At 64.7% G+C, this 24,047-nt stretch carries 26 protein-coding genes; 8 read left to right on the forward strand and 18 right to left on the reverse strand.

The window, feature by feature from the left end; genetic code table 11:
* The first annotated feature begins 132 nt into the window (after window positions 1-132).
* The 4 genes from rodA to gph all read left to right on the forward strand — a co-directional run bounded on the left by rodA (window position 133) and on the right by gph (window position 3,712).
* The gene (rodA, locus tag J5474_RS02895) at window positions 133-1,272 is read left to right on the forward strand and encodes a rod shape-determining protein RodA (protein WP_209359124.1); all 1,140 of its coding nucleotides are present in this window, start codon (window positions 133-135) and stop codon (window positions 1,270-1,272) included.
* Window positions 1,273-1,399: 127 nt separating this feature from the next.
* On the forward strand, window positions 1,400-2,329 hold the full coding sequence (locus tag J5474_RS02900; protein ID WP_209359126.1) for a 2-hydroxyacid dehydrogenase: 930 nt from the start codon (window positions 1,400-1,402) through the stop codon (window positions 2,327-2,329).
* 40 nt (window positions 2,330-2,369) lie between these two features.
* Window positions 2,370-3,047 (forward strand): ribulose-phosphate 3-epimerase, encoded by a 678-nt coding sequence (rpe, locus tag J5474_RS02905; RefSeq protein WP_209359128.1) that lies wholly within the window; start codon window positions 2,370-2,372, stop codon window positions 3,045-3,047.
* A 17-nt stretch (window positions 3,048-3,064) separates the two neighbouring features.
* Window positions 3,065-3,712, forward strand: a complete 648-nt coding sequence (gene gph, locus J5474_RS02910) for a phosphoglycolate phosphatase (RefSeq protein ID WP_209359130.1) — start codon at window positions 3,065-3,067, stop codon at window positions 3,710-3,712.
* A gap of 28 nt (window positions 3,713-3,740) precedes the next feature.
* Here gph and J5474_RS02915 read toward each other — a convergent pair whose 3' ends face one another.
* Genes J5474_RS02915 through J5474_RS02935 form a run of 5 tightly spaced genes read right to left on the reverse strand, consistent with a single transcriptional unit; the run spans window position 3,741 to window position 8,506 of the window.
* Window positions 3,741-4,151: a PaaI family thioesterase gene (locus J5474_RS02915; protein WP_209359132.1), complete on the reverse strand. Its 411-nt coding sequence runs from the start codon at window positions 4,149-4,151 to the stop codon at window positions 3,741-3,743.
* A complete protein-coding gene (locus J5474_RS02920) occupies window positions 4,144-5,166 on the reverse strand; it encodes a phosphotransferase family protein (RefSeq protein WP_209359134.1) in 1,023 nt (340 codons plus the stop codon). The genes J5474_RS02915 and J5474_RS02920 overlap by 8 nt, the downstream gene beginning before the upstream one ends.
* Window positions 5,159-6,385: an acyl-CoA dehydrogenase family protein gene (locus J5474_RS02925; RefSeq protein WP_209359136.1), complete on the reverse strand. Its 1,227-nt coding sequence runs from the start codon at window positions 6,383-6,385 to the stop codon at window positions 5,159-5,161. Before J5474_RS02925 ends, J5474_RS02920 begins: the two co-directional genes overlap by 8 nt.
* Before the next feature lie 41 nt (window positions 6,386-6,426).
* A complete protein-coding gene (locus tag J5474_RS02930) occupies window positions 6,427-6,891 on the reverse strand; it encodes a MaoC family dehydratase (RefSeq protein ID WP_209359137.1) in 465 nt (154 codons plus the stop codon).
* The gene (locus J5474_RS02935) at window positions 6,881-8,506 is read right to left on the reverse strand and encodes a long-chain fatty acid--CoA ligase (protein ID WP_209359139.1); all 1,626 of its coding nucleotides are present in this window, start codon (window positions 8,504-8,506) and stop codon (window positions 6,881-6,883) included. Before J5474_RS02935 ends, J5474_RS02930 begins: the two co-directional genes overlap by 11 nt.
* A gap of 98 nt (window positions 8,507-8,604) precedes the next feature.
* Between J5474_RS02935 and J5474_RS02940 the strand changes: the two genes are divergently transcribed.
* Entirely contained in the window at window positions 8,605-9,621 is a 1,017-nt protein-coding gene (locus J5474_RS02940; protein ID WP_209359141.1) for an NADP-dependent oxidoreductase, read from the forward strand.
* A 119-nt stretch (window positions 9,622-9,740) separates the two neighbouring features.
* On the opposite strand, the gene J5474_RS02945 is transcribed toward J5474_RS02940, so the two are convergent.
* The 5 genes from J5474_RS02945 to J5474_RS02965 all read right to left on the reverse strand — a co-directional run bounded on the left by J5474_RS02945 (window position 9,741) and on the right by J5474_RS02965 (window position 15,030).
* The gene (locus J5474_RS02945; RefSeq protein WP_209359143.1) at window positions 9,741-11,291 is read right to left on the reverse strand and encodes an ATP-dependent DNA helicase; all 1,551 of its coding nucleotides are present in this window, start codon (window positions 11,289-11,291) and stop codon (window positions 9,741-9,743) included.
* Window positions 11,292-11,398: 107 nt separating this feature from the next.
* Window positions 11,399-12,037 (reverse strand): acyl-homoserine-lactone synthase, encoded by a 639-nt coding sequence (locus J5474_RS02950; RefSeq protein WP_209359145.1) that lies wholly within the window; start codon window positions 12,035-12,037, stop codon window positions 11,399-11,401.
* A 184-nt stretch (window positions 12,038-12,221) separates the two neighbouring features.
* Window positions 12,222-12,902 (reverse strand): helix-turn-helix transcriptional regulator, encoded by a 681-nt coding sequence (locus J5474_RS02955; protein ID WP_245216195.1) that lies wholly within the window; start codon window positions 12,900-12,902, stop codon window positions 12,222-12,224.
* A 431-nt stretch (window positions 12,903-13,333) separates the two neighbouring features.
* Window positions 13,334-14,620 carry a crotonyl-CoA carboxylase/reductase gene (gene ccrA, locus J5474_RS02960; protein WP_209359147.1) on the reverse strand — a complete coding sequence of 429 codons (1,287 nt, stop codon included), beginning with the start codon at window positions 14,618-14,620 and terminating at the stop codon, window positions 13,334-13,336.
* Between the two features lie 11 nt (window positions 14,621-14,631).
* Window positions 14,632-15,030: a hypothetical protein gene (locus J5474_RS02965; RefSeq protein ID WP_209359149.1), complete on the reverse strand. Its 399-nt coding sequence runs from the start codon at window positions 15,028-15,030 to the stop codon at window positions 14,632-14,634.
* Between J5474_RS02965 and J5474_RS02970 the strand changes: the two genes are divergently transcribed.
* The 3 genes from J5474_RS02970 to deoD all read left to right on the forward strand — a co-directional run bounded on the left by J5474_RS02970 (window position 15,008) and on the right by deoD (window position 18,322).
* Window positions 15,008-16,972 (forward strand): protein meaA, encoded by a 1,965-nt coding sequence (locus J5474_RS02970; protein WP_209359151.1) that lies wholly within the window; start codon window positions 15,008-15,010, stop codon window positions 16,970-16,972. The two genes, J5474_RS02965 and J5474_RS02970, sit on opposite strands and share 23 nt — an antisense overlap.
* 330 nt (window positions 16,973-17,302) lie before the next feature.
* On the forward strand, window positions 17,303-17,611 hold the full coding sequence (locus tag J5474_RS02975; protein ID WP_209359153.1) for an H-NS histone family protein: 309 nt from the start codon (window positions 17,303-17,305) through the stop codon (window positions 17,609-17,611).
* 6 nt (window positions 17,612-17,617) lie between these two features.
* Window positions 17,618-18,322, forward strand: coding sequence for a purine-nucleoside phosphorylase (deoD, locus tag J5474_RS02980; protein WP_209359155.1), 705 nt, complete (start codon window positions 17,618-17,620; stop codon window positions 18,320-18,322).
* A gap of 9 nt (window positions 18,323-18,331) precedes the next feature.
* Here deoD and J5474_RS02985 read toward each other — a convergent pair whose 3' ends face one another.
* The 8 genes from J5474_RS02985 to J5474_RS03020 all read right to left on the reverse strand — a co-directional run bounded on the left by J5474_RS02985 (window position 18,332) and on the right by J5474_RS03020 (window position 23,934).
* Window positions 18,332-19,171, reverse strand: coding sequence for an urea carboxylase-associated family protein (locus tag J5474_RS02985; RefSeq protein WP_209359156.1), 840 nt, complete (start codon window positions 19,169-19,171; stop codon window positions 18,332-18,334).
* 37 nt (window positions 19,172-19,208) lie between these two features.
* Window positions 19,209-19,406 (reverse strand): hypothetical protein, encoded by a 198-nt coding sequence (locus J5474_RS02990; RefSeq protein WP_209359157.1) that lies wholly within the window; start codon window positions 19,404-19,406, stop codon window positions 19,209-19,211.
* A gap of 48 nt (window positions 19,407-19,454) precedes the next feature.
* The gene (locus tag J5474_RS02995) at window positions 19,455-20,861 is read right to left on the reverse strand and encodes a tyrosinase family protein (RefSeq protein WP_209359159.1); all 1,407 of its coding nucleotides are present in this window, start codon (window positions 20,859-20,861) and stop codon (window positions 19,455-19,457) included.
* Window positions 20,862-21,007: 146 nt separating this feature from the next.
* A complete protein-coding gene (locus tag J5474_RS03000) occupies window positions 21,008-21,148 on the reverse strand; it encodes a hypothetical protein (protein WP_209359161.1) in 141 nt (46 codons plus the stop codon).
* A 210-nt stretch (window positions 21,149-21,358) separates the two neighbouring features.
* Window positions 21,359-22,138, reverse strand: a complete 780-nt coding sequence (locus tag J5474_RS03005) for a succinate dehydrogenase iron-sulfur subunit (RefSeq protein WP_209359163.1) — start codon at window positions 22,136-22,138, stop codon at window positions 21,359-21,361.
* Window positions 22,023-23,267, reverse strand: coding sequence for a glycosyltransferase (locus tag J5474_RS03010; protein ID WP_209359165.1), 1,245 nt, complete (start codon window positions 23,265-23,267; stop codon window positions 22,023-22,025). The genes J5474_RS03005 and J5474_RS03010 overlap by 116 nt, the downstream gene beginning before the upstream one ends.
* Entirely contained in the window at window positions 23,264-23,617 is a 354-nt protein-coding gene (locus J5474_RS03015) for a hypothetical protein (protein WP_245216196.1), read from the reverse strand. Before J5474_RS03015 ends, J5474_RS03010 begins: the two co-directional genes overlap by 4 nt.
* Window positions 23,602-23,934 (reverse strand): hypothetical protein, encoded by a 333-nt coding sequence (locus J5474_RS03020; RefSeq protein WP_209359167.1) that lies wholly within the window; start codon window positions 23,932-23,934, stop codon window positions 23,602-23,604. The genes J5474_RS03015 and J5474_RS03020 overlap by 16 nt, the downstream gene beginning before the upstream one ends.
* Between the last annotated feature and the right edge of the window lie 113 nt (window positions 23,935-24,047).

Consider the following 24,047-nt stretch of genomic DNA (forward strand, 5'->3'; position numbering starts at 1 on the left):
GGCGAAGCGGTTCCGCCTTGCGCAGCAAGGCGGCCGGCGCGCGCCCTGCGGGCGCGCGCAATCGGGGGAAGCGCTGCTTCCCCCGAACCCCCATCGAGGTATTTGCGAACCAAAGAAGCAGGAACGCCGCGCGTGACCTATCTGGAGTATAACGTCAAGACAGTGCCTTCGGGCTGGCGCAAGGTTCTGGCGATCAACTGGCCCATCGTGCTGCTGCTCTCGGCGGTCGCCTGCATCGGTTTCCTGATGCTTTACTCCGTCGCGGGCGGTTCATGGACGCCATGGGCCGAGCCGCAGATGAAACGCTATGTGGTGGGACTCGCGGTGATGCTCGTCGTGGGCATGGTGCCGATCTGGTTCTGGCGCAACATGGCGGTGGTCTTTTACGCTCTGTCCTTCTTCCTGCTGGTTCTGGTGGAGTTCTTCGGCGCCATCGGCATGGGCGCGCAACGCTGGATCGAGCTCGGGTTCATGCGGCTGCAACCTTCGGAACTGATGAAAATCAGCCTCGTGGTGCTGCTTGCCGCCTATTACGACTGGCTCCCGCTGTCGAAGACATCGCGGCCGCTCTGGGTGCTCATCCCCATCGTCATCATCCTTGCCCCCACGGGGCTGGTGCTGAGCCAGCCCGACCTCGGCACCGCGCTTCTGCTGATGATCGCGGGCGGGCTGATGATGTTCCTTGCGGGCGTGCACTGGCTCTACTTCGCCACGGTGATCGGCGCAGGCGTCGGTGCCGTCTGGGGGGTGTTCCAGTCGCGCGGCACCGACTGGCAGCTCCTGAAGGATTACCAGTTCCGCCGCATCGACACCTTCCTCGACCCGTCTTCGGACCCGCTGGGCGCCGGTTATCACATCACCCAGGCCAAGATCGCCATGGGATCGGGGGGCTGGACCGGGCGCGGGTTCATGCAAGGGACGCAATCGCGCCTGAACTTCCTGCCCGAAAAGCACACCGACTTCATCTTCAATACCCTGGCGGAGGAGTTCGGCTTCGTCGGCGGCTTCTCCCTTCTGGTGCTTTACGTGCTGATCCTCGTCTTCTGCATCTCCGCCGCGCTCCAGAACCGTGACCGCTTCTCCTCGCTACTGATCCTCGGCATCGGCCTGACCTTCTTCCTGTTCTATGCGGTCAACATGTCCATGGTCATGGGCCTCGCCCCCGTCGTTGGCGTGCCCCTTCCGCTCGTCTCCTACGGCGGCTCGGCCATGCTGGTGCTCATGCTCGCCTTCGGTCTGGTCCAGAGCGCCCACGTACACCGCCCGCGCTAGCCTCCCGCCGGGGCGCTATCGGCTTGCACCCGGGCGCCCCTGCTGCTTCTCCTTGGCGAAAATACTCCCGGGGGAGGCGCGCAGCGCCGGGGGGCAGCGCCCCTCTCCGGCCAACGAAGGACACACCATGCCGAACATCCTCTTCGCCGCCCTGACCGAGGCCTGGGACGACTATGAAACCCACCTGCGCAGCGCACTCGATGACGAAGACCTGCAATACACCCTCGCCACCGACTTGCCCCCCGCGGAGGTCGACTACATCGTCTACGCACCCAACTCGACGGTACGGGACTTCACCCCCTACACCCGGCTCAAGGCAGTGATGAACCTCTGGGCCGGGGTGGAAAAGGTGGTGAAGAACCCGACGCTTGCCGCCCCCCTCACCCGCATGGTCGACGACGAAGGCCTGACGCAGGGCATGGTCGAATGGGTCACCGGCCACACCCTGCGCCATCACCTGGGGATGGACGCGCATATCGTGAACCCGGAAAGGATCTGGGACGACACGCCGCCACCGCTGGCAAAGGACCGCCCCGTAACCATCCTTGGACTGGGCGCACTCGGGCAGGCCTGCGCGCGGGCGCTCACACAGATCGGTTTCCACGTCACCGGCTGGTCGCGGTCAAAAAAGGACGTGCCAGGCGTGACCTGTCTTGCCGGGGCCGAAGGTCTCGATGCCGCGCTGACGACCGCGCAGATCCTCATCCTTCTGCTACCCGACACGCCCGCCACCACCAACCTGATCAATGCCGACACCCTTGCCCGCCTGCCGCAGGGGGCGGTGATCCTGAACCCCGGTCGTGGTCCGCTGATCGACGACGAAGCCTTGCTGACAGCACTCGATGCGAACGTCTCCCACGCGACGCTCGACACCTTCCGCACTGAACCTCTGCCCCGCGACCATGCGTTCTGGTGCCACCGGCGCATCACCGTCACACCGCATATCGCCTCCACCACGCGGCCCGACAGCGCCGCCCGTGTCATTGCCCGCAATATCGCCCGTGCCGAGCGCGGCGAGACACTCCACCACCTTGTGGACCGCACCGCAGGCTACTAAACGGCCCGAACGTCCAGTCCCTGCCCAGGAGCGCAAGCCCATGACCTTTGACCGCAGCGTGAAAATCGCCCCCTCCATCCTGTCCGCGGACTTCGCCGACTTCGGTCGCGAAATTCAGGCCGTCGAGGCGCAGGGCGCCGACTGGATCCACGTCGACGTGATGGACGGGCACTTCGTGCCGAACCTCACATTCGGCCCGCCGGCGGTGAAGGCGTTCCGCCACCATGTTAAAACCTTCATGGACGTGCACCTGATGATCGCCCCAGTGGACGCCTACATCGACGCCTACGCCGACGCGGGCGCCGACATGCTGACCGCCCACGTCGAGGCCGGACCGCACCCGCACCGCACGCTTCAGGCGATCAAGGCCGCAGGCATGAAGGCGGGCATTGCGCTCAACCCCGGCACCCCCGCCGAGGCCGTGCGCGACCTGCTGCCGCTGGCCGACATGGTGCTGGTGATGACCGTGAACCCCGGCTTTGGCGGGCAGAAGTTCATCGACATGACGGCCAAGGTTCGCACCATCCGCGACTGGATCGGCGACCGTGAAATCCACATCCAGATCGACGGCGGTGTGACGCCGCAGACCGCACCGCTGGTTGTGGAGGCGGGCGCCGACGTGCTGGTGGCCGGATCGGCCGTGTTCAAGGGTGGCTCGGTCGCGAACCCGGCGCCTTATGGCGAGAACATGCGCGCGATCCGGGCGTCTCTGGCGTGAGTGCGGGTGCGGGTGGCATGACGACCATCGCCTTCGATCTGGACGGCACGCTGATCGACAGCGTGCCGCACATCCACCACGCCGTCGCCACGGCACTCACTGAACTGGGACTGCCCGCCATCACGGTCGCCGAAACCCCCGGCTTTGTGGGGCGCGGATTGCCCATCCTTTGCGAACAGGTGTTGGCGCATGTGGGCGGCGCCCCCACCCTCCAGGACCAGCTCTACGCCCGCACCATGGTGCACTACGTGGAAACGCCCTCCGACCCCTCACAGATCTACCCCGGCGTACTGGCCGCGCTCGATATGCTGAAGCGCGCCGGCCATCGGCTGACGCTGTGCACCAACAAACCCTACGCCGCCGCCGAGACCGCTCTGCGCGACACCCGGCTGGGAGAGTGGTTCGACGTCGTGCTGGGGGGCGATAGCCTGCCCACCCGCAAACCCGCGCCAGAGATGCTCTTTGCCGCGCTCGACGGGGCTGACCCGGCGCGAGCGCTTTACATCGGCGATTCCGAAACCGACTGCGAAACCGCGCAGGCCGCCGGGGTGCGATTTTTGCTGTTCACAGAGGGGTATCGCAAGTCGCCGCCCGAAGCCCTGCCCCACGTGGCACGGTTCTCGAACTGGTCGGAATTGCCCGCCATCGTCGCCGGCCTCGCGTAGGGTGGGTCTGCAACTCGTCTTGCGGGTATCACCGCGTCGCCGCCTGCCTGCGATACTTGAAGACCCCCGTCCCCTTCGCCACCAGTTCACCTGTCTCGTCCGAGACTTCGGCCTCGGCAAAGAACGTGCCCTTTCCGCCCCCGGTGCGCCGCCCGACCGCCGTCAGAACCGCGCCCCTGGGCCGGGATATGAACTGCACGTTCAAGGACAACGTCAGGCAAAGCTGCACCCGGTCCGGGTCGCCCGTCCAGCACCCGGCATAGCCCATGCAGGTATCCAGCACCGACGCATAAACCCCGCCGTGCACGTTCATGTGGCGGTTCATCAGGTGATGGGCCACCGGAAGCGTGATCCGGCAGCGGTCCGGCCCCCAGTCGGCCACCTCCATCCCCAGATGTGCCTGAAAGGGATAGGGCTCCTCGCGCAGGCTCTCATCCATGGCGGTCGCGCGCCTCCCATCCGAGTTCGGCAAAGCGTGGCACGTAAACGCCCAGCTTCAAGGCTTTTTCCGGGCTCGCCGCGTTTCCGTCGAGGGCGCGCTTCTTCACGCCCTGAAGAATCGCTGCCATGCGGAAGAAACTGAAAGCCACGTAGTATCCAAAGCCCTCCGGCCGCTTCAGGCCTCTGTTGTCACAGTACATTTCAATGAACTTCTGGTCCGATGGCAGGCCAAGTGCCTCCCGGTCGACGCCGGCGAGGCCGCGCCCTTCGGCGCCCGGCGGCAATTGCCACTGCATGATGACCCCGGCAAGGTCGACGTAGGGGTGTCCCACCGTCGACAGCTCCCAGTCCAGCACTGCCAGGCAGTCGGTCCCGGTTTCGGAAAACAGCATGTTGTCGATGCGGTAATCGCCATGCACCAGCGTGCGCTGACCGTCGTCCTCGGGCAGGTTGGCTTCCAGCCAGCCGATCAGCCGGTCCATGCCCGCCTGCTCCTCCGTGGCGCTGGCATGGTACTGCTTGGACCAGCGCGCCAGCTGGCGGGCGTAGTAGTTCCCCGGCGCGCCAAAGTCCTCCAGCCCGCAGGCCCGCAGGTCGGTGTCGTGGATCGCGGACAACACGCGGGCCATCTCGGCCATCAGGGCGGCGCGGGTCTGCGGCACTTCGTCGGGCAGGCTGGGGTCGACGATGTTGCGCCCCGAGACATGCCCCATGATGTAGAACTTGACGCCCAGAACCGCCTCGTCCTCGCAAAGCGCCAGCATGCGTGGAACAGGAACCGCCGTGTCGGCCAGCGCCTTCTGCACGCGGAATTCCCGATCCACAGCATGCGCGGATTTCAGCAGGACCCCAGGCGGCTGGCGGCGCAGCACGTAGGTGCCGGAAGCCGCGCGCAGGAGGTAGGTCGGATTAGACTGCCCCACAGCAAATTTTTCCGCCGCCAAGGGGCCTTCGTAGCCCGCCACGGTTCCGCGCATCCAGTCCTCGACGCGCGCCAGCTCTTCTTCAGTCATTGCGATACTTCTTCAATTCGGCCCGCGCCACCTGCCGACGATGCACCGCATCCGGCCCGTCCGCAAACCTCAAGGTACGCACATGCGTCCACATCTGTGCCAGATCGTAATCCTGGCTGATCCCGGCGGCACCGTGCAACTGGATTGCCTCGTCGATGACCCGGCCCGCCATGAGCGGAGCCACCACCTTGATCTTCGAAATCCACGGCTGCGCCGCGCGCACCCCGCCCGTATCCATCATCCAGGCCGCTTTCAGGCACAGAAGGCGGGCCATCTCGATCTCCATCCGGGCGTTGGCGATGATGTCGTAATTCGCGCCAAGGTCGCTGATCTGCCTGCCGAAGGCCTCGCGCGACACCCCGCGGCGGCACATCATTTCCAGCGCCTTTTCCGCCTGTCCGATCGCCCGCATGCAGTGATGGATGCGACCGGGACCAAGCCGACCCTGCGCCACCTCAAAGCCGCGACCCTCGCCCAGCACGATGTTGCGCGCGGGCACCCGCACGTCGGTGAAACGCAGGTGCATGTGGCCGTGGGGCGCGTCGTCTGCGCCGAAGACGGTCATCGGGCGCAGGACGTCGATCCCGGGCGTGTCCGCATCCATCACGAACATCGTGTGCCGGGCGTGTTTCGATGCAGCGGCGTCGGTGCAGGCCATGACGATATAAAGCCCGCAGCGCGGATCGCCTGCCCCGCTGATCCACCATTTCTCCCCGTTCAGGACGTAATCGTCGCCGTCCCGCCGCGCCTCGAAAACCAGTTGCGCCGCGTCCGAGGACGCCACCTCCGGTTCCGTCATCACATAGGCGGAACGGATCTCTCCTTCCAGAAGCCGGGTCAGCCAGCGCTCCTTCATCCAGTCAGCGCCGTAACGTTCGAGAACCTCCATGTTGCCGGTGTCCGGCGCGTTGCAATTGAAAACCTCCGCAGCGATGTGGACCTTGCCCATCTCCTCCGCGAGGTAGGCGTATTCCACCGTGCTGAGCCCATAGCCACGCTCGGAATCCGTCAGCCAGAAGTTCCACAGCCCGCGGTCCTTCGCCTTGACCTTCAGACCGTTGAGGATCTCCAGCTGCCGTGCCGTGTGGTGAAAGCGCCCTTCGGGATGCTTGCCCACCTCGGCGTGAAACGCCGCATCCAGCGGTGCGATCTCGTCCTCGATCATGCGGCGCACCGCCTCGATCAGCGGTTTCACCCGCGCGCTAACGCCCAGATCCATCGTTCGAATTCTCCCCTGAGCCGCATTAAGCCCGTAACGGTTCACACGTAGAACCGCGTGATCCAACTTGCCACCAGTGCGGGCCGCGCCTCGCCTTCGATCTCGACTTCCACCTCCCAGTGTACATCGAGCCACGCGGCCGGCGCATCCTCGGGTGCCCCCTTTGGGCGGCCCTCGTCGACACCCGCCACGGAGAAGCGCCCACGCACCCGCCGCCCCACCCGCACCGGAGAGACAAAGCGGATGCGGTCGAAGCCGTAATTGACCGAGGACGCCACGCCCTTCAGATCCGCCGTCACCTGATACGACATGGCAGAAAGCATCGAGAGGGTCAGGAAACCATGCGCGATGGTTCCGCCAAAGGGCGTTTGGGAGGCAAACCCCTCCTCGAGGTGAATATCCTGCCAGTCCTCCGTCGCGTCGGCAAAGGCCTTGACCCGCGTGGCATCCAGCGTGAACCAGTCGCTGTCGCGCGGCGCCATCATGCGCAGTTCGTCAGCCAGCATCGGGCAACTCGTAACCAGCAAAGCGTTCGCGCAGTGTCAGTTTGGACACCTTTCCCGTCGCTGTCAGCGGCAGGTCATCGACGAATTCCATGGCGTCGGGCAGCTGCCATCTGGCCATGTGTTCCAGCATCATTTCGTGCACCTCCTCCAGCGCCGGTCCGCCGTCGCGCGGCACCACGATCAGCAGCGGGCGTTCGTCCCACTTCGGGTGTGGAATGGCGATCACGGCGCAGTTGGCCACCTTCGGATGGCCCATGGCGATATTCTCGAGGTCGATGGAGGAAATCCATTCGCCGCCCGACTTGATGAGGTCTTTCGACCGGTCCTGGACCGACAGGAAGCCGTCCGTATCGATGGTCGCCACGTCGCCGGTGCCAAACCAGCCTTCGGCGTCAAAGGCCTTCTCGCTGGCTTCCGGGTTCTGGAAATAGCCCGCGATAATGGCGTTGCCGCGTACGAAAAGTTCTCCGGCCGCCTCGCCGTCATGCGGCAGCCGGTTGCCCGCCTCGTCGACGATCTTCATCTCCACCCCGAAGACGCGCCGCCCCTGCTTCGATTTCAGCGCGATCTTCTGGTCGTAGCTGAGGTCGAGCCCGCTTGGCACCTGCGCGTGGGAGCCGACCGGGGACATTTCGGTCATGCCCCAGGCGTGACAGACGTCGATGCCCTGCTTTTCGAAAAACTCGATCATGGCGCGCGGCGCCGCCGATCCGCCGATCACCAGTTGCCTCAGCGTGCCGGGCATGGCGCCGCGCTTCTCCATCTCTGCCCTGAGGCCCAACCAGACGGTCGGCACGCCCCAGGAGGCGGTGACCCCCTCGCCCTCCATCAGGTCGTAGAGCGACGCACCGTCCAGCTTCGGCCCCGGCATGATGAGCGAGGCGCCCACCAGCGGCGCGGCATAGGGCAGCCCCCATGAATTGACGTGGAACATCGGGACGACCGGCAGGATGCGCGCGCCCTCGTGCAGGGAACGCGGCAGCGTCACCGCGATGAACATGGCGTGCAGCACGGTGGAACGGTGGGAGTAGAGCGCGCCTTTCGGATGCCCGGTTGTCCCCGAGGTGTAGCACAACGCGGCGGCGGCGTTCTCATCCATCCGAGGCCAGTCGTAGGTCTCCGGCTGGCCGTCGAGCAGGTCCTCGTAGCACAGGAAGGCCACGGGCGAGTCGGGCATATGCGCCCGGTCGGTCATGACCACCAGCGTCAGCCCCTCCGGCAGGTGATCCGACAGCGCCTCGATGATCGGGACAAAGGTCAGGTCGACGAACAGCACCCGGTCGCCCGCGTGACCGAGAATATAAAGCATCTGCTCCGCCGAGAGGCGCGGGTTGATGGTATGGCAGACCGCCCCCATGCCGCTGATGGCGTAATACAGCTCGAAATGGCGATAACCGTTCCACGCCAGTGTGGCGACACGATCGCCGTCGGTGATGCCCAGCGCCTTCAGCCCGTGCGCCAGTTGCGCGACGCGGGCGTAGGTCTGCGCATAGCTTTGCCGGTGCAAATCGCCTTCGGTGCGCATGGATACGATTTCCGCCCCCGGGTGCGCGCCTGCCGCATAGTCGAGAATTTCGATGATCCTCAACGGCATGTTCATCATCATACCCTGCATCTGGCCCTCCCTTGCCGTCCGCCTCTCCGGGTCTAGACTGCGCAAGATGCGCCTCCGGGCGCAACCGGTTTTCCCCAACACGACGCAGAGGAAATATCATGCCCGAACAGATGACCCGCATCACCCTGGCCCGCCGCCCGGCGGGCACGCCCGTGCCTGAGGATTTCGGCCACGAAACATACCCCCTGCCCGAACCCGGCGACGGCGAAGTGCTGGTAAAAGTCGAACACCTCTCACTCGACCCCTACATGCGCGGGCGGATGAACGCCGTGCGCAGTTACTCCGCACCGCTCGAGATTGGCGAGACGATGACAGGTCAGGGCATCGGTCGGGTGGTTGCCTCCAAGGCCGACGACCTGCCCGTGGGCACTCTGGTCACCGGCCGCACCGGCTGGGCCAGCCACGCGGTGCTGCAGGCGGCGGAGGCGCAGGTCTGGGACGAGAGCCTGCCGCAGACGGCCGCGCTTGGCGTGTTGGGAATGCCGGGCTTCACCGCCTGGACCGGGCTGCGCGAATACGGCCGCCCCCGCGCGGGCGAAACGCTGGTGATCGCCGCCGCCACCGGTCCGGTGGGCGCCATGGTGGGGCAACTGGCAAAGGCGGCCGGGCTGCGCACCGTGGCCGTGGCCGGCGGCGCGGAGAAATGCCGCATCGCGGTGGACACCTTCGGGTTTGACGCAGCGATCGATCACCGGGCCCACGCGGATGCTTCGTCGCTGCGCAAGGCGCTGGCAGAGGCTTGCCCGGATGGCATCGACATCTATTGGGAGAACGTCGGCGGCAAGGTCCTGGAGGCGGTGATGCCCCTTATGAACGACCACGGGCGCATCCCGGTCTGCGGCACCATCGCATGGTATTCCGGCACCGATGGCGACACCGACCGGCTGCCTATGGTCTGGCGCACGGTGCTGACGCGGCGGCTGTCGGTGAACGGCTTTATCATCTTCGATCATTGGGACGGCTACCCGGACTTCCTCCGGGAGGTCGCGCCAAAGGTGACCGCAGGCGAGATCACGTGGTTGGAGGATGTGACCGAGGGGCTGGACAACGCTGTCGATGCCTTCATAGCGCTGCTGTCAGGGGGCAATACCGGCAAGGCTGTAGTAAAACTTTGAGGGGTTTCGCTTTGGCTGCGCCAAAGCGATCGGCGCGGGCCCAGCCCGCGCCGGGATGAGTGTATTTCCAAGGAGAAACACCGGCGCGACCCGGTGTCCCCGCGCGGAGCGCGGACGCGTCAGAGCGGCGCCGCGCTGTCCTGCATTTCCAGTGCGAGCGGCGCGGGCGTGCCGGCAAGATCGTCGACGCGCAGGCCGTCACGGGGTTTCGACAGTCGGTTGCGCACCACCCAGTAGAGCCGCGACTGCGCCCGGGTGATGGCGACGTAGGCGAGGCGTTTCCACAGCGGTTGCCCCGCCTCCACCCGGCCCATGCGCGCGGCCGCAAAGAGATCGGGGGCAAAGACCTGTACGTTCTCCCACTGCGAGCCCTGCGCCTTGTGGATGGTCACCGCCGCACCGTGCAGGAAGGTGGCGCCCATGCGCGCGGCATAGGGGATGAAGGGCTCAGCCTGCTCCGGCTTTTCGATCTTGACGATCGAGGCGGCGGAGACCTGCGGTTCGATGGCGCCCACAACGTGCAGTTTGGAGAACCCCGGCTTGCGCCCCGGGCCGAGGTAGATCACCTGCGCGCCCTTGATCAGACCGCGCGCCTCCAGGTCGAGGCGTTTCTTGCGGTGCTTCAGCGGCAGTTCGAGACCGTCGCAGATCAGCGGCTCGCCGGGGAGGAGTTCGGTCTCGGGTGCGCCGTGCACGCGGCGGAAGGCGTCGATCAGGCGGATGCGGGTGGCGTTGCGCCAGACCAGGACCGGCGAGCGCGCCATGAGGTCGACCTCCACCCGCTGGGCCTGGACCACACGGTCGTCGCGGCGGGCGATGTCCTCGACCATGCTTTGGAAATCGTCGAAGCCCAGCTGCGGATCGGCCAGCGCATGCGCGAGGTCGAGGATCGGGTTGTCCGCTTCCTGCCGGTGGACGCGGTGCAGCTCCAGCTTCTGGCTCTCTTTCAGCTTGTCGAAGACCATCGTCCCCGACTGCCCCACCGGCGCCAATTGCGCCGGGTCGCCGAACAGCACGAGGTTGGGGAAGATCTCCTGCAGGTCTTCGAACTGCTTCTCGTCCAGCATCGAAGATTCATCGACAAAACCGATATCCAGCGGCTCTTCGCGGCGCTTCCAGCCGGTGATGAAATCCGACCCCCGGAGCCCTGCGGCCGCCAGGGCTGCGGGAATGGACTTGTGTATCTCGAAGGAAGCCTGAGCGCGGGCCAGCGCCTCTTCGGGCAGGCCCTCGATCTCTGGCGCGTCACCCATGCCATCGAGCCAGACGGCGACCTTTTCGTATTCCGGGTCGTAGACCGGCGTATAGATGATGCGGTGGATCGTTGTCGCGGGCACGCCGCGCATCCTGAGGACGGAAGCCGCCTTGTTCGTCGGTGCCAGCACCGCGAGGGTGCGCGCGTCCCGGGCGCGTTTGCTTTCGTAATCGCCGGAGACGATCTCCACTCCGTTTGCCTCAAGCGCCTTCACCAGCTCCGAGAGCAGCAGCGTCTTGCCCGACCCGGCCTTGCCCATCAGGGCCATCACGCGGGCGTCACTGTCCTTTGCAGGCAGGCAAATGCCGCTATCGAGGTCGACACCCGCAGCGCGGAGCATCTCGGACACGCGGTCGTGGGCCTGCGCCTGGTCATCCGAGAACGTGATGGGGGAAAGGGGGTTCGCCGTGGACATGGCGCGCACCCTATCTCCAGCGCAAGGGCGCCGCCAGACATGAAAACGCGCGCGGCAGGTGGGCCGCGCGGTTTCATCGGAATGGCCGTCAAGCGGCGATCAGGCGGTCAGGCGGCGATCAGACCAGCCTCATCGACGATCTCGCCGAAAGAGCGCGCGAACCAGCGCTTTGACATTTCGGGCGTGATGCCGGCGGTTCTTGCGACCTTCGCCTGCGCCTCGGCGGAGAATTCCCAAAGGCCGACGGCGATCATGGCGCGGCCCTCGCCTTCCTGTCCGAGGATGTCGGGGGAGGAGCCGATGCGCTTGTAAATGCGGACCATGCGGGCGTCGAAGACGCCGACATAATGCATGACGCCAAATTCCTGCATGACCTCGCCCCCGGCCAGCATCAAAGCCGCGGCGACACCCGGTGCCGCACCGCGTGCCAGGCAGAACCGCGTGCATTCCCAGATCAGCGGGCTTTCGATGTGCACGCCGTCGGTCAGGTGGATGAAGTGGTCATTCACCATTGTACGGCCAACAGTGGGCAGCAGCCGCATCGACCCGCCGTGGGTGCCGTCCTTGTTTTCCCAGATGACGTACAGCGGGTTCTCGGCGTCATACTCGTCACGCTCGAAGCCACGCGCGTCCACGGTCACGTCCCAGCCGAGGCGCGTCTTGAACTGGTCGGCACGGTCGAGGAACATGGTGCGGGCCAGTTTCGGGAACTTGTGGAGGTCATTGCCGTAGATGTAGCGGATCATTGGGGTCATTCCTTCGCAAAGCCGGAGTGGCGTTCGGTGATGGAATGACCCTGCATTTCAAGTAGTTAAGAGATTTCACCATAGCCGTGCGCGCCGGTAACCAATGGTTTACCGACCGCGGCGCAATTTTCTTTCGCGCGTCCAAGCGGGCGCCCGATCAGAGGACACGATGCGCTTCATGTTATCAGACCACGATCACGCCGCGGCTCAATGCGCGGGCGACTGCGTGGGTGGTATTCATCGCCCCCAGCTTGTGCCGCGCGCTCTCGATGTAGACGCGCAGCGTATGCTCCGAAATCGACAGCGTGTCCGCTGCCTGCGCCCGGTTGTAGCCGATGGCCAGCAGGGTCATCGCCTCGATTTCCCGGGGGGAAAGCGACTGCGCCGCCTCCGGGGTGCGGCCCGGCTCGAACTCCAGCGCCTTCGAGTTGAAGTAATGCGCCACGAGGATCAGATCCCGCCGGTTATCACCGGTGAACCGCTCCCAACCCTCGTCGCTTCCGTTGTGCGACATCGTGAACAGGGCGAACTGGCCATTCGGACCACGGATCGGGATGGAGTAGCCCTGATTGCCTATTCCGTGAGTGATGGCATCTTCGAGAAACGCCCGCGCCGCCTTCGAGGACCAGTCCAGTCGTTTCCAGTTCACCGGGTGAAAGCGCTGGTAACACCCCTGGATCACCGGATCGATCCGCAGATACCCCTTTTCCACATAGCGGTTGACCCATTCGAGGTCATAGGTCCCGCAGCCGTATTGTTCCCCCGCGCTGTTGACCCAGTGATAGACGATGTGATCCACACCGTATTCGTCGCGCAACTCCTCGATCAGGACCTGGAGGTCTTCCAGCCCTTCAGCGGACTCCAAACGTTCTATCAGCCCGTCCAGACGCGACGCGTTTCGCAAAAATCCCAATTCCGTTGCCCTCGGCAAGGGACGTCATTTCCGCCTGAGCAACGAAGGACGCGTCGTCGAGTTGCGCCGCAAGGGAGGGCATCCCGTTGGCTCGCGCAAAGGTCTTCAGGTCGGTCAGGACGTCCAAGATCCAATCATGTCCCATGGCAAGCCTCGTCTCCAGGTGGTTAACGTTTGATTAAGGCAACTCTACCATGTGCCCGACACGGCCGATATTCACGGATATTTCCTCCCCAGAAATAGTGGGGGGTGGCAGCGCTAAGTAACTGAAATCCGGCAGGCCCTCCCGAAGCATAGCAAAAGCCCGCGAACCGATGCCGATTCGCGGGCCATGTCGTATCCCCCTGCCGCGCCCAAAAGGCGCCACAGGACCGTGTGAAACGTTACTTGCCCGCCTCAAGGCAATCCTCAAGCGTGCGCAGGCCGGTCCTGGGCGCCTGCACCAGCACCGACATGTTGCCGGGCTTGTGCTCGTTGCGCAGCATCTTCATGTGCGCCTCCGGGATCTCGTCCCAGGGAAAGACCTCGGACATGCAGGGGTCGAGGCGGCGCTCGATCATCAGGCGGTTGGCGGACGCCGCCTGTTTCAAGTTGGCGAAGTGCGAGCCCTGCAGGCGCTTCTGGTGCATCCACATGTAGCGCACGTCGAAGGTACAGTTGAAACCGGAGGTGCCGGCGCAGATCACCACGATGCCGCCTTTCTTCACCACCAGCGTGGAAACCGGGAAGGTCGCCTCGCCGGGGTGTTCAAAGACCATGTCGACGCTCACGCCCTTGCCGGTGATCTCCCAGATCGCCTTGCCGAACTTGCGCGCCTCTTTCAGCCACTCGTTGTATTCCGGCGAATTGACTGTCGGCAACTGCCCCCAACAGTTGAAGTCCTTCCGGTTGATGACGCCCTTCGCGCCCTGGTCCAGTACAAACTGCCGCTTGGATTCATCCGAGATCACGCCAATTGCGTTGGCCCCTGCCGTGTTCGCCAGCTGGATCGCATAGGAGCCGAGGCCACCCGACGCGCCCCAGACCAAAACGTTCTGACCGGGCTTGAGCTCGTGCGGGTGGTGGCCGAACAGCATCCGATAGGCGGTAGCCAGCGTCAGCGTGTAGCAGGCCGACTCTTCCCAGGTCAGGTGCTTGGGACGCGGCATCAGCTGCTGGGCCTGCACCTTGGTGAACTGGGCAAAGGAGCCGTCGCCGGTCTCGTAGCCCCAGATCCGCTGGGTCGGCGAAAACATCGGATCGCCGCCGTTGCACTCCTCGTCGTCGCCATCGTCCTGATTGCAGTGGATCACGACTTCGTCGCCCACCTTCCAGTTCTTCACGGCGGAGCCGACCTTCCACACGATCCCCGACGCGTCGGAGCCCGCGATGTGGTAGTCCTGCTTGTGCACGTCGAAGGGCGAGATCGGCTTGCCCAGGCCCGCCCAGACGCCATTGTAATTCACGCCGGCGGCCATCACGAGCACCAGCACCTCGTGGCTGTCGATTTCCCAGGTATCGACCACCTCGACCTTGAACGACGTATCGGGCTCGCCGTGACGTTCGCGACGGATTGCCCACGCGTACATCTTCTTTGGCACATAGCCCATCGGGGGCATCTCGCCGATCTCATAGAGATCCTTTTCCGGCGCGTCGTAGTGGGCGATGCCCGTCTGCTGATCCAGTGCCATCCCGGCCTCCTTCAGGGTCTGAGGTCCATAACTCTCGCCGTGTCGTGCCCGTTTTTTTGCAGATGCAGAATCGCGGCGCTGCTCCGAGAGATACGGATGGCCGCGCAACATTGCAACACTGTTTGCACATATTTTGCAACTTTATAACCGAGCGAATGCAGAATGTCCCGTGCAGTTGCAGCACGGGCGCCCGGCGCGGCCTCACCTCCCTCCTCGAGATGATTGGCAAAGTCACCGCTTGCCGCCCGCACGCCTTCCGAGGATGCTGCGGCGGCAGCGCCGCAACGCGGCGAATTGACAGGGTCATAATATTTCGCGTATCCCGTCACGTACGCAACAACATTGCCACGCAGATTCACGCTGCGTGTCACGCCCCAGGAGGCCCCGATGACCGAGACGAAGAAGGACAAGCCCTGGCTCATCCGCACCTACGCGGGCCATTCCACGGCCGCGAAATCCAATGCTCTCTATCGCGCGAACCTCGCCAAGGGGCAGACCGGGCTTTCGGTGGCCTTCGACCTGCCGACCCAGACCGGCTATGACAGTGATCACATCCTCGCACGGGGCGAAGTCGGCAAGGTCGGCGTCCCCGTCTGCCACCTTGGCGACATGCGGACCCTGTTTCGGGACATCCCGCTGGAGCAGATGAACACCTCCATGACGATCAACGCGACAGCACCATGGCTGCTCGCGCTTTATATCGCCGTGGCCGAGGAACAGGGCGCGGACGTCGCGAAACTGCAAGGCACCGTCCAAAACGACCTGATCAAGGAATACCTGTCGCGCGGGACCTACATCTGCCCGCCGAAACCCTCGCTCAAGATGATCGGCGACGTGGCGGAGTACTGCTACAAGAACGTGCCGAAATGGAACCCGATGAACGTCTGTTCCTACCACCTGCAAGAGGCCGGTGCCACGCCGGAGCAGGAGCTGGCCTTTGCCCTCGCGACCGCCATCGCCGTGCTTGACGAGTTGAAGCCGCGCATCCCCGAAGAGGACTTCGCCACCGTCTGTGGTCGGATTTCATTCTTTGTCAACGCGGGCATCCGTTTCGTCACCGAAATGTGCAAGATGCGGGCTTTCGTCGACCTCTGGGACGAGATCGTGGCCGATCGCTACGGCATCGACGACCCGAAGATGCGCCGCTTCCGCTATGGCGTTCAGGTGAACTCGCTCGGCCTGACGGAGCAGCAGCCCGAGAACAACGTCTACCGCATCCTGATCGAGATGCTGGCCGTCACCCTGTCCAAAAAGGCCCGCGCCCGCGCCGTGCAGTTGCCCGCCTGGAACGAGGCGCTCGGCCTGCCCCGGCCCTGGGATCAGCAGTGGTCCATGCGGATGCAGCAGATCCTCGCCTATGAAACCGACCTCCTGGAATTCGGCGACCTCTTCGACGGCAACCCGGCGGTGGACGCCAAGGTGGAGGCGCTGAAGGCTGGCGCACGCGCCGAACTGGCGAACATCGGCTCCATGGGCGGGGCCATCGGCGCGATCGAATACATGAAATCGCGGCTGGTGGACTCCAATGCGGAGCGTCTGAACCGCATCGAGCGAGAGGAAACCATCGTCGTCGGCGTGAACCGCTGGCAGCAGGGTGAGCCGTCGCCACTGGTGGGCGAGGATGGCGGCATCATGGTGGTCGACCCGGCGGTGGAAGAGGACCAGAAGTCCCGGCTGGCGGAGTGGCGCGCCTCGCGCGACGGGGACGCCGTAAAGGCCGCGCTGACATCGCTGCGCGAGGCGGCCAAGGCTGGCGAAAACGTCGTTCCCGCCTCCATCGCCTGCGCGAAGGCCGGCGTGACGACTGGCGAATGGGCTGGCGAAATGCGTGCCGTGCATGGCGAATTCCGTGGGCCCACCGGTGTCTCCCGTGCGGTGTCGAACAAGACCGAAGGCCTGGACGATCTGCGCAACATGGTCGACTCGGTATCGGATCGGCTGGGGCGGCGGATGCGCTTTCTCGTGGGCAAGCCGGGTCTCGACGGGCATTCCAACGGCGCCGAGCAGATCGCCTTCCGCGCCCGCGACTGCGGCATGGAGATCGACTACGAGGGCATTCGCCTGACGCCGGAACAGATCGTCGCGGCAGCGCAGGAGGGCGCGCATGTGGTCGGGCTCTCGATCCTTTCAGGCTCACATATCCCGCTGGTCGAAGACGTAATGAACCGGCTGCGCGCGGCCGGGCTGGGCGATGTGCCGGTGATCGTCGGCGGCATCATTCCCGACGAGGACGCCGCCCGGCTGAAGGGCATGGGGGTCGCCCGGGTCTACACGCCGAAGGATTTTGAACTGAACGCCATAATGAAGGACATTGTGGGACTCGTTGATTCCCGGTCCGTCGCCGCGCAGTAAAAACCACTTCGGATCCACGTTCGGTATCTCGAACCGACGGACCGGGCCCAGGGCCCGGTTTTTCGTTGTTTACACTCCTCCAGACAAACACCGATCGCCGAAACACCCCAAAGCCGTTTCAGACCGATGCGAATTTTGCCACGGACCGTACAATTTTTTTCGAACAGTCGGCACGAACAGTTATGGCAAGGCCATTGGAAAAAGCGCGATGAGTCCGACCCCGGAACTCTTATTAATTTTCCGGTAACGTGGTGTTTCTACCATCTTGAAAAGATGCCCTTGATTACCCATTACCTAAAGCACCTATTAAATCAGCGAGGGAAGACAGGAATGAACGTGGATCTGGAAACGCTTTCCCGTGATGAGTTGCAGAAGTTGATAAACGATGCCCAGAAGGCGCTGAAGAGCGTGGATGCCCGCCGTATGGCAGAGGCGAAGCGCGCCGCCGAAATGGCGGCAAAGGAATACGGCTTTTCACTGGAGGACGTGGTTCAATCCAGCGGAAAATCTTCCAAGGGTGCGCCGAAATACGTAAACCCTGCCGATGCTTCCCAGACCTGGACCGGCCGCGGGCGCAAGCCCAACTGGCTGATCGAGGCGATGCAGGCGGGCAAATCGCTCGATGACATGGCGCTGTAATCCGCCATGACAATTCATATCGGTGCAAAGCCGGGCGAGATCGCGGAATGCGTTCTCATGCCCGGCGATCCGCTGCGCGCTGAATGGGCGGCCCAGACTTTCCTCGACGATGCGGTTTGTGTGAACCGTGTTCGCGGCATGCTTGGCTATACCGGCACATGGAAAGGGAACCGGGTCACGATTCAGGGATCGGGCATGGGCATGCCCAGCCTGTCGATTTATGCCAATGAGCTGATCCGCGATTATGGCGCCAAAACGCTGATCCGCATCGGCTCCTGCGGTGGGATGCAGGACGCGGTCAAGATTCGCGACATCATCGTCGCGATGACCGCCTCCACCCTTTCGACCCCGTCGCGCGGCATTTTCCGGGAACTGAATTATGCGCCCTGCGCCGATTTCGGCCTGCTGGAGGCCGCGGTTTCCGCCGCACGCAAACGCGATGCGGGCGTCCATGTGGGCGGGATCTATTCCTCGGACATTTTCTATGACGAACGGCCGGATCTCAACGAACAGATGATGCGGCACGGCATTCTCGGCGTGGAAATGGAAGCCGCGGAACTGTATACCCTCGCCTCGCGTCACGGTATCCGGGCGCTGGCGGTGCTTACCGTCTCCGATCACCTCCTCACGCACGAAGCCCTGCCCTCGGAGGATCGCGAACGGTCCTTCGGGGACATGGTGGAAATCGCGCTCGAGGCGGCCTTCGCCTGACGTACACCGCTATCGACCGTGCGAACGGTCGTAACCGCTGGGCGGCGGCATCCGCCAGTCGCCCAGCGCGCCCTCCTCCGGGGCGAGCACCTCGACCCGCAAGGGGCCGCAGCGCGCCGCATCGGAACTGTGCTCCGCGCCGCAATCGCCCCCCGGACAAGCGCTGAGCGCACCCAGCAGATCGATTTCCGCGAAGAATGTGAGGTGATCGCCGGGCCGAACGGGCGAAGCCTTCATGAAATACTGCCCCGTTTCCCGCGTGAACCCCGTGCACATGAAGACGTTCAGCACGTCGTGAACGTGCGCCTCCGCCTCGGCCAGCGGTATCGCCCGCGCCTCCGCAAGCGCGCGGGTCAGGTTCGAATGGCAGCAATGGTGGTAATTCCCGCCCGAGAGCAGCCGATGCGTGTATGGATCGCACCGCGTGCCGATCACGTCATGCACCGAACCGCCGTGAGGGTCGATCCCGTACCACGCCAGCGCGTCCTCCACGATCGTCGCCATGGGCCGCAGGCTGGGCAGGGTCGACCACAGCCTGTCCCCGGTCGTCACATGCGTCCCGTGCAGCGCCCGTGTCTTGCCGGAAAAGAAACGCTCGGCGAGGTCATGCGCATTCCAGAGGTTCAGGTCACCGACCTGCGGCGCCTCCACGCAGGTGATGCGAAAGAACTGCCCGGCGCGCACCTCAAAAGTGCAGGCCTCGCGCGGCGGCGCGATGACGGAGGCCACGACCCCCGCGCCTTCCAGCGCGGAGCGATACAGGCCGAGCGCCGGTTTGGGCAGGCTTTCGGTCGGGTAGCAGATCACGGGTGCAATGGCGCGGCGCGCCTCGGCGTCATCGGGGATCATCGGGTGCTTTCTTCAACTTGTATCAAGGGAGTGCCCTTCACCCCTGCACCTGCCCGCGCAGGCATCGGTCGGGCCGCTCGCCCGCCCTGCCCAGCACCGTGGCCCCGCAGGCGACGCATGTCCAGCGCGCCCCCTCGCCCGTGCGGTATTCCCGCCAGCGACACAGGCGCGTCTCGGGCCGATTGAAGATCAGCAACAGGACAAAGGCGAGAATGACAAGGACCGGGATCAGCATGACCCCGGTCCTATCCCGTCTACCCGAATTCCGAAAGCCCGCGCCCGATCACTCCCGCATCAGGCGGATCGTGCCCACCAGCGGCTGCGCCTCGGCCCGGGGCTGCCCGGCGGGCACGATGGTGACTTCCGGAGCGTCCATTCCGGGGGCCTCGGCGGTCAGCACGTCCAGCTTGTCGGTCACGTCGAAGGTAAAGATGGCGTTGCCCTCCGCCATGCTTTCCAGGTTGCTGGCCGCGTTGAAGAAGTGGATCTGGCCCACCTTCCACGCCTCCGCCTTGGCTTCCGCGACCTGCGCGCCCCCGATGTAGACATCGTAGACCACCCCCGGCTGGACCTCTGTTGCCAGGTCCGAAATCACGAGGTAGGTACGCTGCGGTCTGTCGGTCACCGCTTCCTCGTTCAGGATCGGAAGCGCGTCCAGCCGCGCGGTGGCCGGCCCCGTCCCCAGCTTCAGGGGGCCTTGCGCACCCGGAACGGATTCGGTCATCGGCACCCCTTCTGCCGCCGCCAGCACCATCGGCAACGTCTCGCGCAGCTTGTCAGCCGAAACCATTTCCGTCGCGGGTGGCATGGGTTGGATCAGGTCCTGATAGTTGTAGCCCAGCGCCTCTGTCGTGGTGACCGATCCCGTCGGCACCGTCACCAGCGTGTTCTCGACCGCGTCGAAGAACTGGAAGGTCCGGCCGGTCCAGGCGTCTTCGGTCGGGTTGGCACCGCCCGCCGCGTTCCAGCTGGCCCAACAGCGGTCCACCTGCGCGTGATGCACCCAGAATACCGGGTCCTTCGCCGCCGTAGGAACGCTGCCCATGTTCGTGGGCGTGCCGACCTGCACATGGACCTGCCCGTGCGGATTGTTGTCCAGCGTCCGGTTGAAGCCGGTGATGCCTGCGTAATTTTCCCGTCCCATGAACCCGGTGGACAGACCGTCCATGCCCAGGGTCCCCTCGTTGATGCCAGGATTGCGGTCCGCCACGAACAGCGGCGAGTCCGGATCGCGGAACGCCTCCGGGATCGTGACGGTTTGCGGGTTGGTGTAGTTCCAGTACGGCAGGGTAAAGGAGTCCTCGCCCGTGACCCGCCGCACGATGCGTTCGAGGTAAAGCACGTACATCCGGTGCCAGGGCACGAACCAGTCCGCCTGCGAAGCCCAGGCAATATGCCCGCGGCAGGTATTCCACATTGCCTCTGCGGCCATCTTCTCGGGCGAGGGGTCGGGGCCGTAGATATCGTCGATGGCTTGCGCCTTCGGTTGCTGCATCCAGTGGGTGTAATATTGGAAATCCCACGACAGCGGGTCTGAGCTTGGCCGCTGTTTCATCAGCCCGACGCCGTGCGCGTAAATGCCCAGCATGTCGCGCCCCTCGGGCGAGTTGGCGTTGTAACGCGTCAGCATGTAATCTGCGGCGCGTGCCTGCCGGACCCATTGGCCCAGCGGCACCACGGTCGCTGTCAAAAGGCCCGCCCCTCCGAGGGACAAGGCCTGTCTGCGTGAAAGTCCCATAGTATGCCTCCCTGTATAATACGGGAAGGTTACAGGATATCACCGAGTCGCTCAACGTATGCGTGCGAATCACGCGCCTGCGGCGACATTAACGTGTGTCATCCCGCCAGTGGCAGGGTTTCATAGACCGGCGCGGTGGACTCCGGGCGAGTGACCGGGGTGTAGTATTCAAACGCCTGCTCGAGCAGTTTCAGAGCTTCAGCTGCCTTGGCGTCCTGCAGTTTCGTGACATTCGTCATCGGGTTGACCTTTCCATTCCAGTCCTCCCCTGACCGCCATATAGGCGTGATGCTGCACTGCCGCATCAGACGATAGCGCAACCAAGCCATGCAGTGTGCACAACCCCGGAGCGGCGGCCGTCCGCTCTGCGGGGATTGTCGGGAGGGAACCGGTTCAGGTCAGGTCGCGGGGCGCGCGCCAGACGGGCGCGCCCCGGCGGAAGCGCTCCCTCAGGCGGCGCGCTCCAGCATCATCTTCTTGATCTCGGCAATGGCCTTTGCCGGGTTCAGGCCCTTCGGGCAGGTCTTTGTGCAGTTCATGATCGTGTGGCAGCGGTACAGCTTGAAGGGGTCCTCAAGCTGGTCCAAACGCTCGCCGGTCGCCTCGTCGCGCGAATCCACGATCCAGCGATAGGCATGCAGCAGCGCCGCCGGGCCAAGGTACTTGTCGCTGTTCCACCAGTAGGATGGGCAGGCCGTCGAACAGGACGCGCACATCACGCATTCGTAATAGCCGTCCAGCTTCTTGCGGTCCTCGATGGACTGTTTCCACTCTTTCGCCGGGCGGTTCGTCTTGGTCTCCAGCCACGGCATGATCGACGCGTGCTGCGCGTAGAACAGCGTCAGGTCGGGGATCAGATCCTTAACCACCGGCATGTGCGGCAGCGGGTAGATGCGCACGTCTCCCGAGATTTCGTCCAGCCCATAGATACAGGCCAGCGTGTTGATCCCGTCGATATTCATTGCGCAGGACCCGCAGATGCCTTCACGGCAGGACCGCCGGAAGGTCAGCGTCGGGTCGATCTCGTTCTTGATCTTGATGAGCGCGTCCAGAACCATCGGGCCGCACTCGTCCATGTTCAGGTAGTAGGTGTCGACCCGCGGGTTGTCGCCGTCATCGGGATTCCAGCGATAGATCTTGAAGGCGCGCATGTTGGACGCGCCGGACGGCTTGGGCCAGGTCTTGCCCGTGCGGACCTTGGAGTTCTTGGGGAGCGTGAATTGAACCATGGGTCAAGTCCTTCCTGGGTTGGATCGCGCGGGCCAGAGGCGCCGGCAACATGGCATGCCTTGCAAGCAAGGCCTTGAAGTCCTGGGAAACGACGGCGGGGCGCAGGGCCTCCGCCCGGGCAAGGGCGGCGCCGTGCAGCGTCAGCCAGTCGTCGGGCGTCACGCGGGTTGCGCGGTCGAGCGCCTCCGCCATGGCACCCGCATCACCGGGGGCAAAGAGAAAATCGGCCAGCGGCCCGGTCAGCACCTCGCGCATCCCACCAAGATCGGGCGCCACCACCGGCAGCCCGAAGCTCAGCGCCAGCATCGCCGCGCCGGAAGTCAGACTGGAGCGATAGGCCAGCACGGCCCAGTCATGCGCCCCGAAGAGCGCGGGCAGTTCCGCCTCCGGGATCACGCGGGCATCGCGATCGAGCGTCACGCGCCCGGAGAGCCGGGCAAAGTCGAGCCCCCCCTCCTCCCGCGCATTTCCCGCGACGGTCAGGTGCGCCACGCGCGGCGCCTCGCGCATGGTGGCAAAGGCCTCGATCATCAGGTCGTGGCCCTTGTAGCGCCGCGTCGCACCAAAGCTCAGGAAGCGCGGCGCCTCCGGCCCTGCTGTGCGGGCGGTCGCCCCGGGAACGTGCCCCAGGTAGCTGGGATGCGGCACGACGCCGATCCGTGCCTCCGGCGTCCCGGAACGTTGCGCCAGTGCGGCGGCAGCACTGCTGTGGCCGTGCACCAGATCCGCGTTCTGCAACAGGAATCCCCGCAGGTGGCCAAAGGCCTTTGGGTCGCAGCCGTCGTGCGGCTTCTCGTTGTGCAGCGTCAGCATGAGCGGCACGCCCAGCTTCTTCAGGCGGCTCAGCGTACGGACGGTCTTTCGTGCTGCCATCATCTGGCGTTCGCGCCTGCGTGGAACCACGAACTTGTCGTCGAAATTTATCCACAGGCCCGACAGCGTGCCGTTGCGCGCGCGCGCCAGCGCATCAGAAAGGTCCCGCACCTCAACCACGGTGGCCTTCGTATCGAAGGCCTCGAGCATGAGCGCCTGATACTGACCGTTCAGACGCGGGTAGACGCCCAGGCGCCGCGATTCTTCCCGTGCCCGCCTCGGGCGCAGACCAGCGAAGAACGTGGGCCCGATCATCCCGCGCGCCCTGCGGTCTGCCCCTGCATGAGCGCGGGAAGCCCGCGCGTGGCGAGGCACTGTACGGTCTGCGGCTGCGACGCGATCTGGGCGACGATCTCCACCGAGCTTTGCGTCGGCCCGCCAAGCGTGTCGGCCCCCAGCGCATAGATCTGCGCTGCGGTGGCATTGTCGATGACACAGTCAATGGCGGGCTGGACCGGCACACCGGGCAGTTGCTGAGTCACCACGCGCGCCACGGTGGAACGCGCCGCCTCCCGGGCGATCTGGTCCTGCACCTGCGGCGAACAGGCCGCCACGGCGGCAAACAGCAGCGGTGCAAGGAGTGCAAGTCTCAGTGACGTGGACAATAGAGTGTTCCTCGATACATGGGCGGAGCACCGGGCGGGCAGTTGCCTGTGACCGGCGCGCGGGCCCGATGCGGCAGCGGGTGATACCCGGCATAGCGCTCTGTCCCGCGCGACACACACGCCGCGACGGCGGCGTTATAGGAGGCGGCATAGCCAGTCTTCTCGCCGGAGAAACCTATGGCGTTGGCTTCAGCATAGCAACGCTGATGCAGGGTGACGGTCTCAGCCGACCATTGCTGGGCAGCGGCGGGTGCGGCAAGGCCCGGAGAGAAAAGGCCCGATAAAACAAAGCAGGCGATCGAGGTGGCGCGGTTCATGGCAGGATTCCCCTGTGGACGGTTGACACCAAACCCGCCATGGCACGGCCCTGCGTCACACAGAAACCTTGGCCGGGGGCGACCCCCCTGCCCGGCCCGAGGCCCCGAAAAGC

The organism is Sagittula salina (assembly GCF_017813235.1).
Taxonomy (GTDB): domain Bacteria; phylum Pseudomonadota; class Alphaproteobacteria; order Rhodobacterales; family Rhodobacteraceae; genus Sagittula; species Sagittula salina.

Bases quoted from the DNA above. Each gene is read 5' to 3' on its own strand.
- J5474_RS02900 (WP_209359126.1), top strand. From the start codon at position 1,400: ATGCCGAACATCCTCTTCGCCGCCCTGACCGAGGCCTGGGACGACTAT.
- J5474_RS02950 (WP_209359145.1), bottom strand. From the start codon at position 12,037: ATGATCCGCTACATCTACGGCAATGACCTCCACAAGTTCCCGAAACTG.
- J5474_RS02970 (WP_209359151.1), top strand. From the start codon at position 15,008: ATGACCGAGACGAAGAAGGACAAGCCCTGGCTCATCCGCACCTACGCG.
- rpe (WP_209359128.1), top strand. From the start codon at position 2,370: ATGACCTTTGACCGCAGCGTGAAAATCGCCCCCTCCATCCTGTCCGCG.
- J5474_RS02975 (WP_209359153.1), top strand. From the start codon at position 17,303: ATGAACGTGGATCTGGAAACGCTTTCCCGTGATGAGTTGCAGAAGTTG.
- gph (WP_209359130.1), top strand. From the start codon at position 3,065: ATGACGACCATCGCCTTCGATCTGGACGGCACGCTGATCGACAGCGTG.
- J5474_RS02920 (WP_209359134.1), bottom strand. From the start codon at position 5,166: ATGACTGAAGAAGAGCTGGCGCGCGTCGAGGACTGGATGCGCGGAACC.
- J5474_RS03000 (WP_209359161.1), bottom strand. From the start codon at position 21,148: ATGACGAATGTCACGAAACTGCAGGACGCCAAGGCAGCTGAAGCTCTG.
- J5474_RS02985 (WP_209359156.1), bottom strand. From the start codon at position 19,171: ATGATCCCCGATGACGCCGAGGCGCGCCGCGCCATTGCACCCGTGATC.
- ccrA (WP_209359147.1), bottom strand. From the start codon at position 14,620: ATGGCACTGGATCAGCAGACGGGCATCGCCCACTACGACGCGCCGGAA.
- J5474_RS02915 (WP_209359132.1), bottom strand. From the start codon at position 4,151: ATGGATGAGAGCCTGCGCGAGGAGCCCTATCCCTTTCAGGCACATCTG.
- J5474_RS02940 (WP_209359141.1), top strand. From the start codon at position 8,605: ATGCCCGAACAGATGACCCGCATCACCCTGGCCCGCCGCCCGGCGGGC.
- J5474_RS03010 (WP_209359165.1), bottom strand. From the start codon at position 23,267: ATGATCGGGCCCACGTTCTTCGCTGGTCTGCGCCCGAGGCGGGCACGG.
- deoD (WP_209359155.1), top strand. From the start codon at position 17,618: ATGACAATTCATATCGGTGCAAAGCCGGGCGAGATCGCGGAATGCGTT.
- J5474_RS03020 (WP_209359167.1), bottom strand. From the start codon at position 23,934: ATGAACCGCGCCACCTCGATCGCCTGCTTTGTTTTATCGGGCCTTTTC.
- J5474_RS03005 (WP_209359163.1), bottom strand. From the start codon at position 22,138: ATGGTTCAATTCACGCTCCCCAAGAACTCCAAGGTCCGCACGGGCAAG.
- J5474_RS02925 (WP_209359136.1), bottom strand. From the start codon at position 6,385: ATGGATCTGGGCGTTAGCGCGCGGGTGAAACCGCTGATCGAGGCGGTG.
- J5474_RS02930 (WP_209359137.1), bottom strand. From the start codon at position 6,891: ATGCTGGCTGACGAACTGCGCATGATGGCGCCGCGCGACAGCGACTGG.
- J5474_RS02990 (WP_209359157.1), bottom strand. From the start codon at position 19,406: ATGCTGATCCCGGTCCTTGTCATTCTCGCCTTTGTCCTGTTGCTGATC.
- J5474_RS02945 (WP_209359143.1), bottom strand. From the start codon at position 11,291: ATGTCCACGGCGAACCCCCTTTCCCCCATCACGTTCTCGGATGACCAG.
- J5474_RS02935 (WP_209359139.1), bottom strand. From the start codon at position 8,506: ATGCAGGGTATGATGATGAACATGCCGTTGAGGATCATCGAAATTCTC.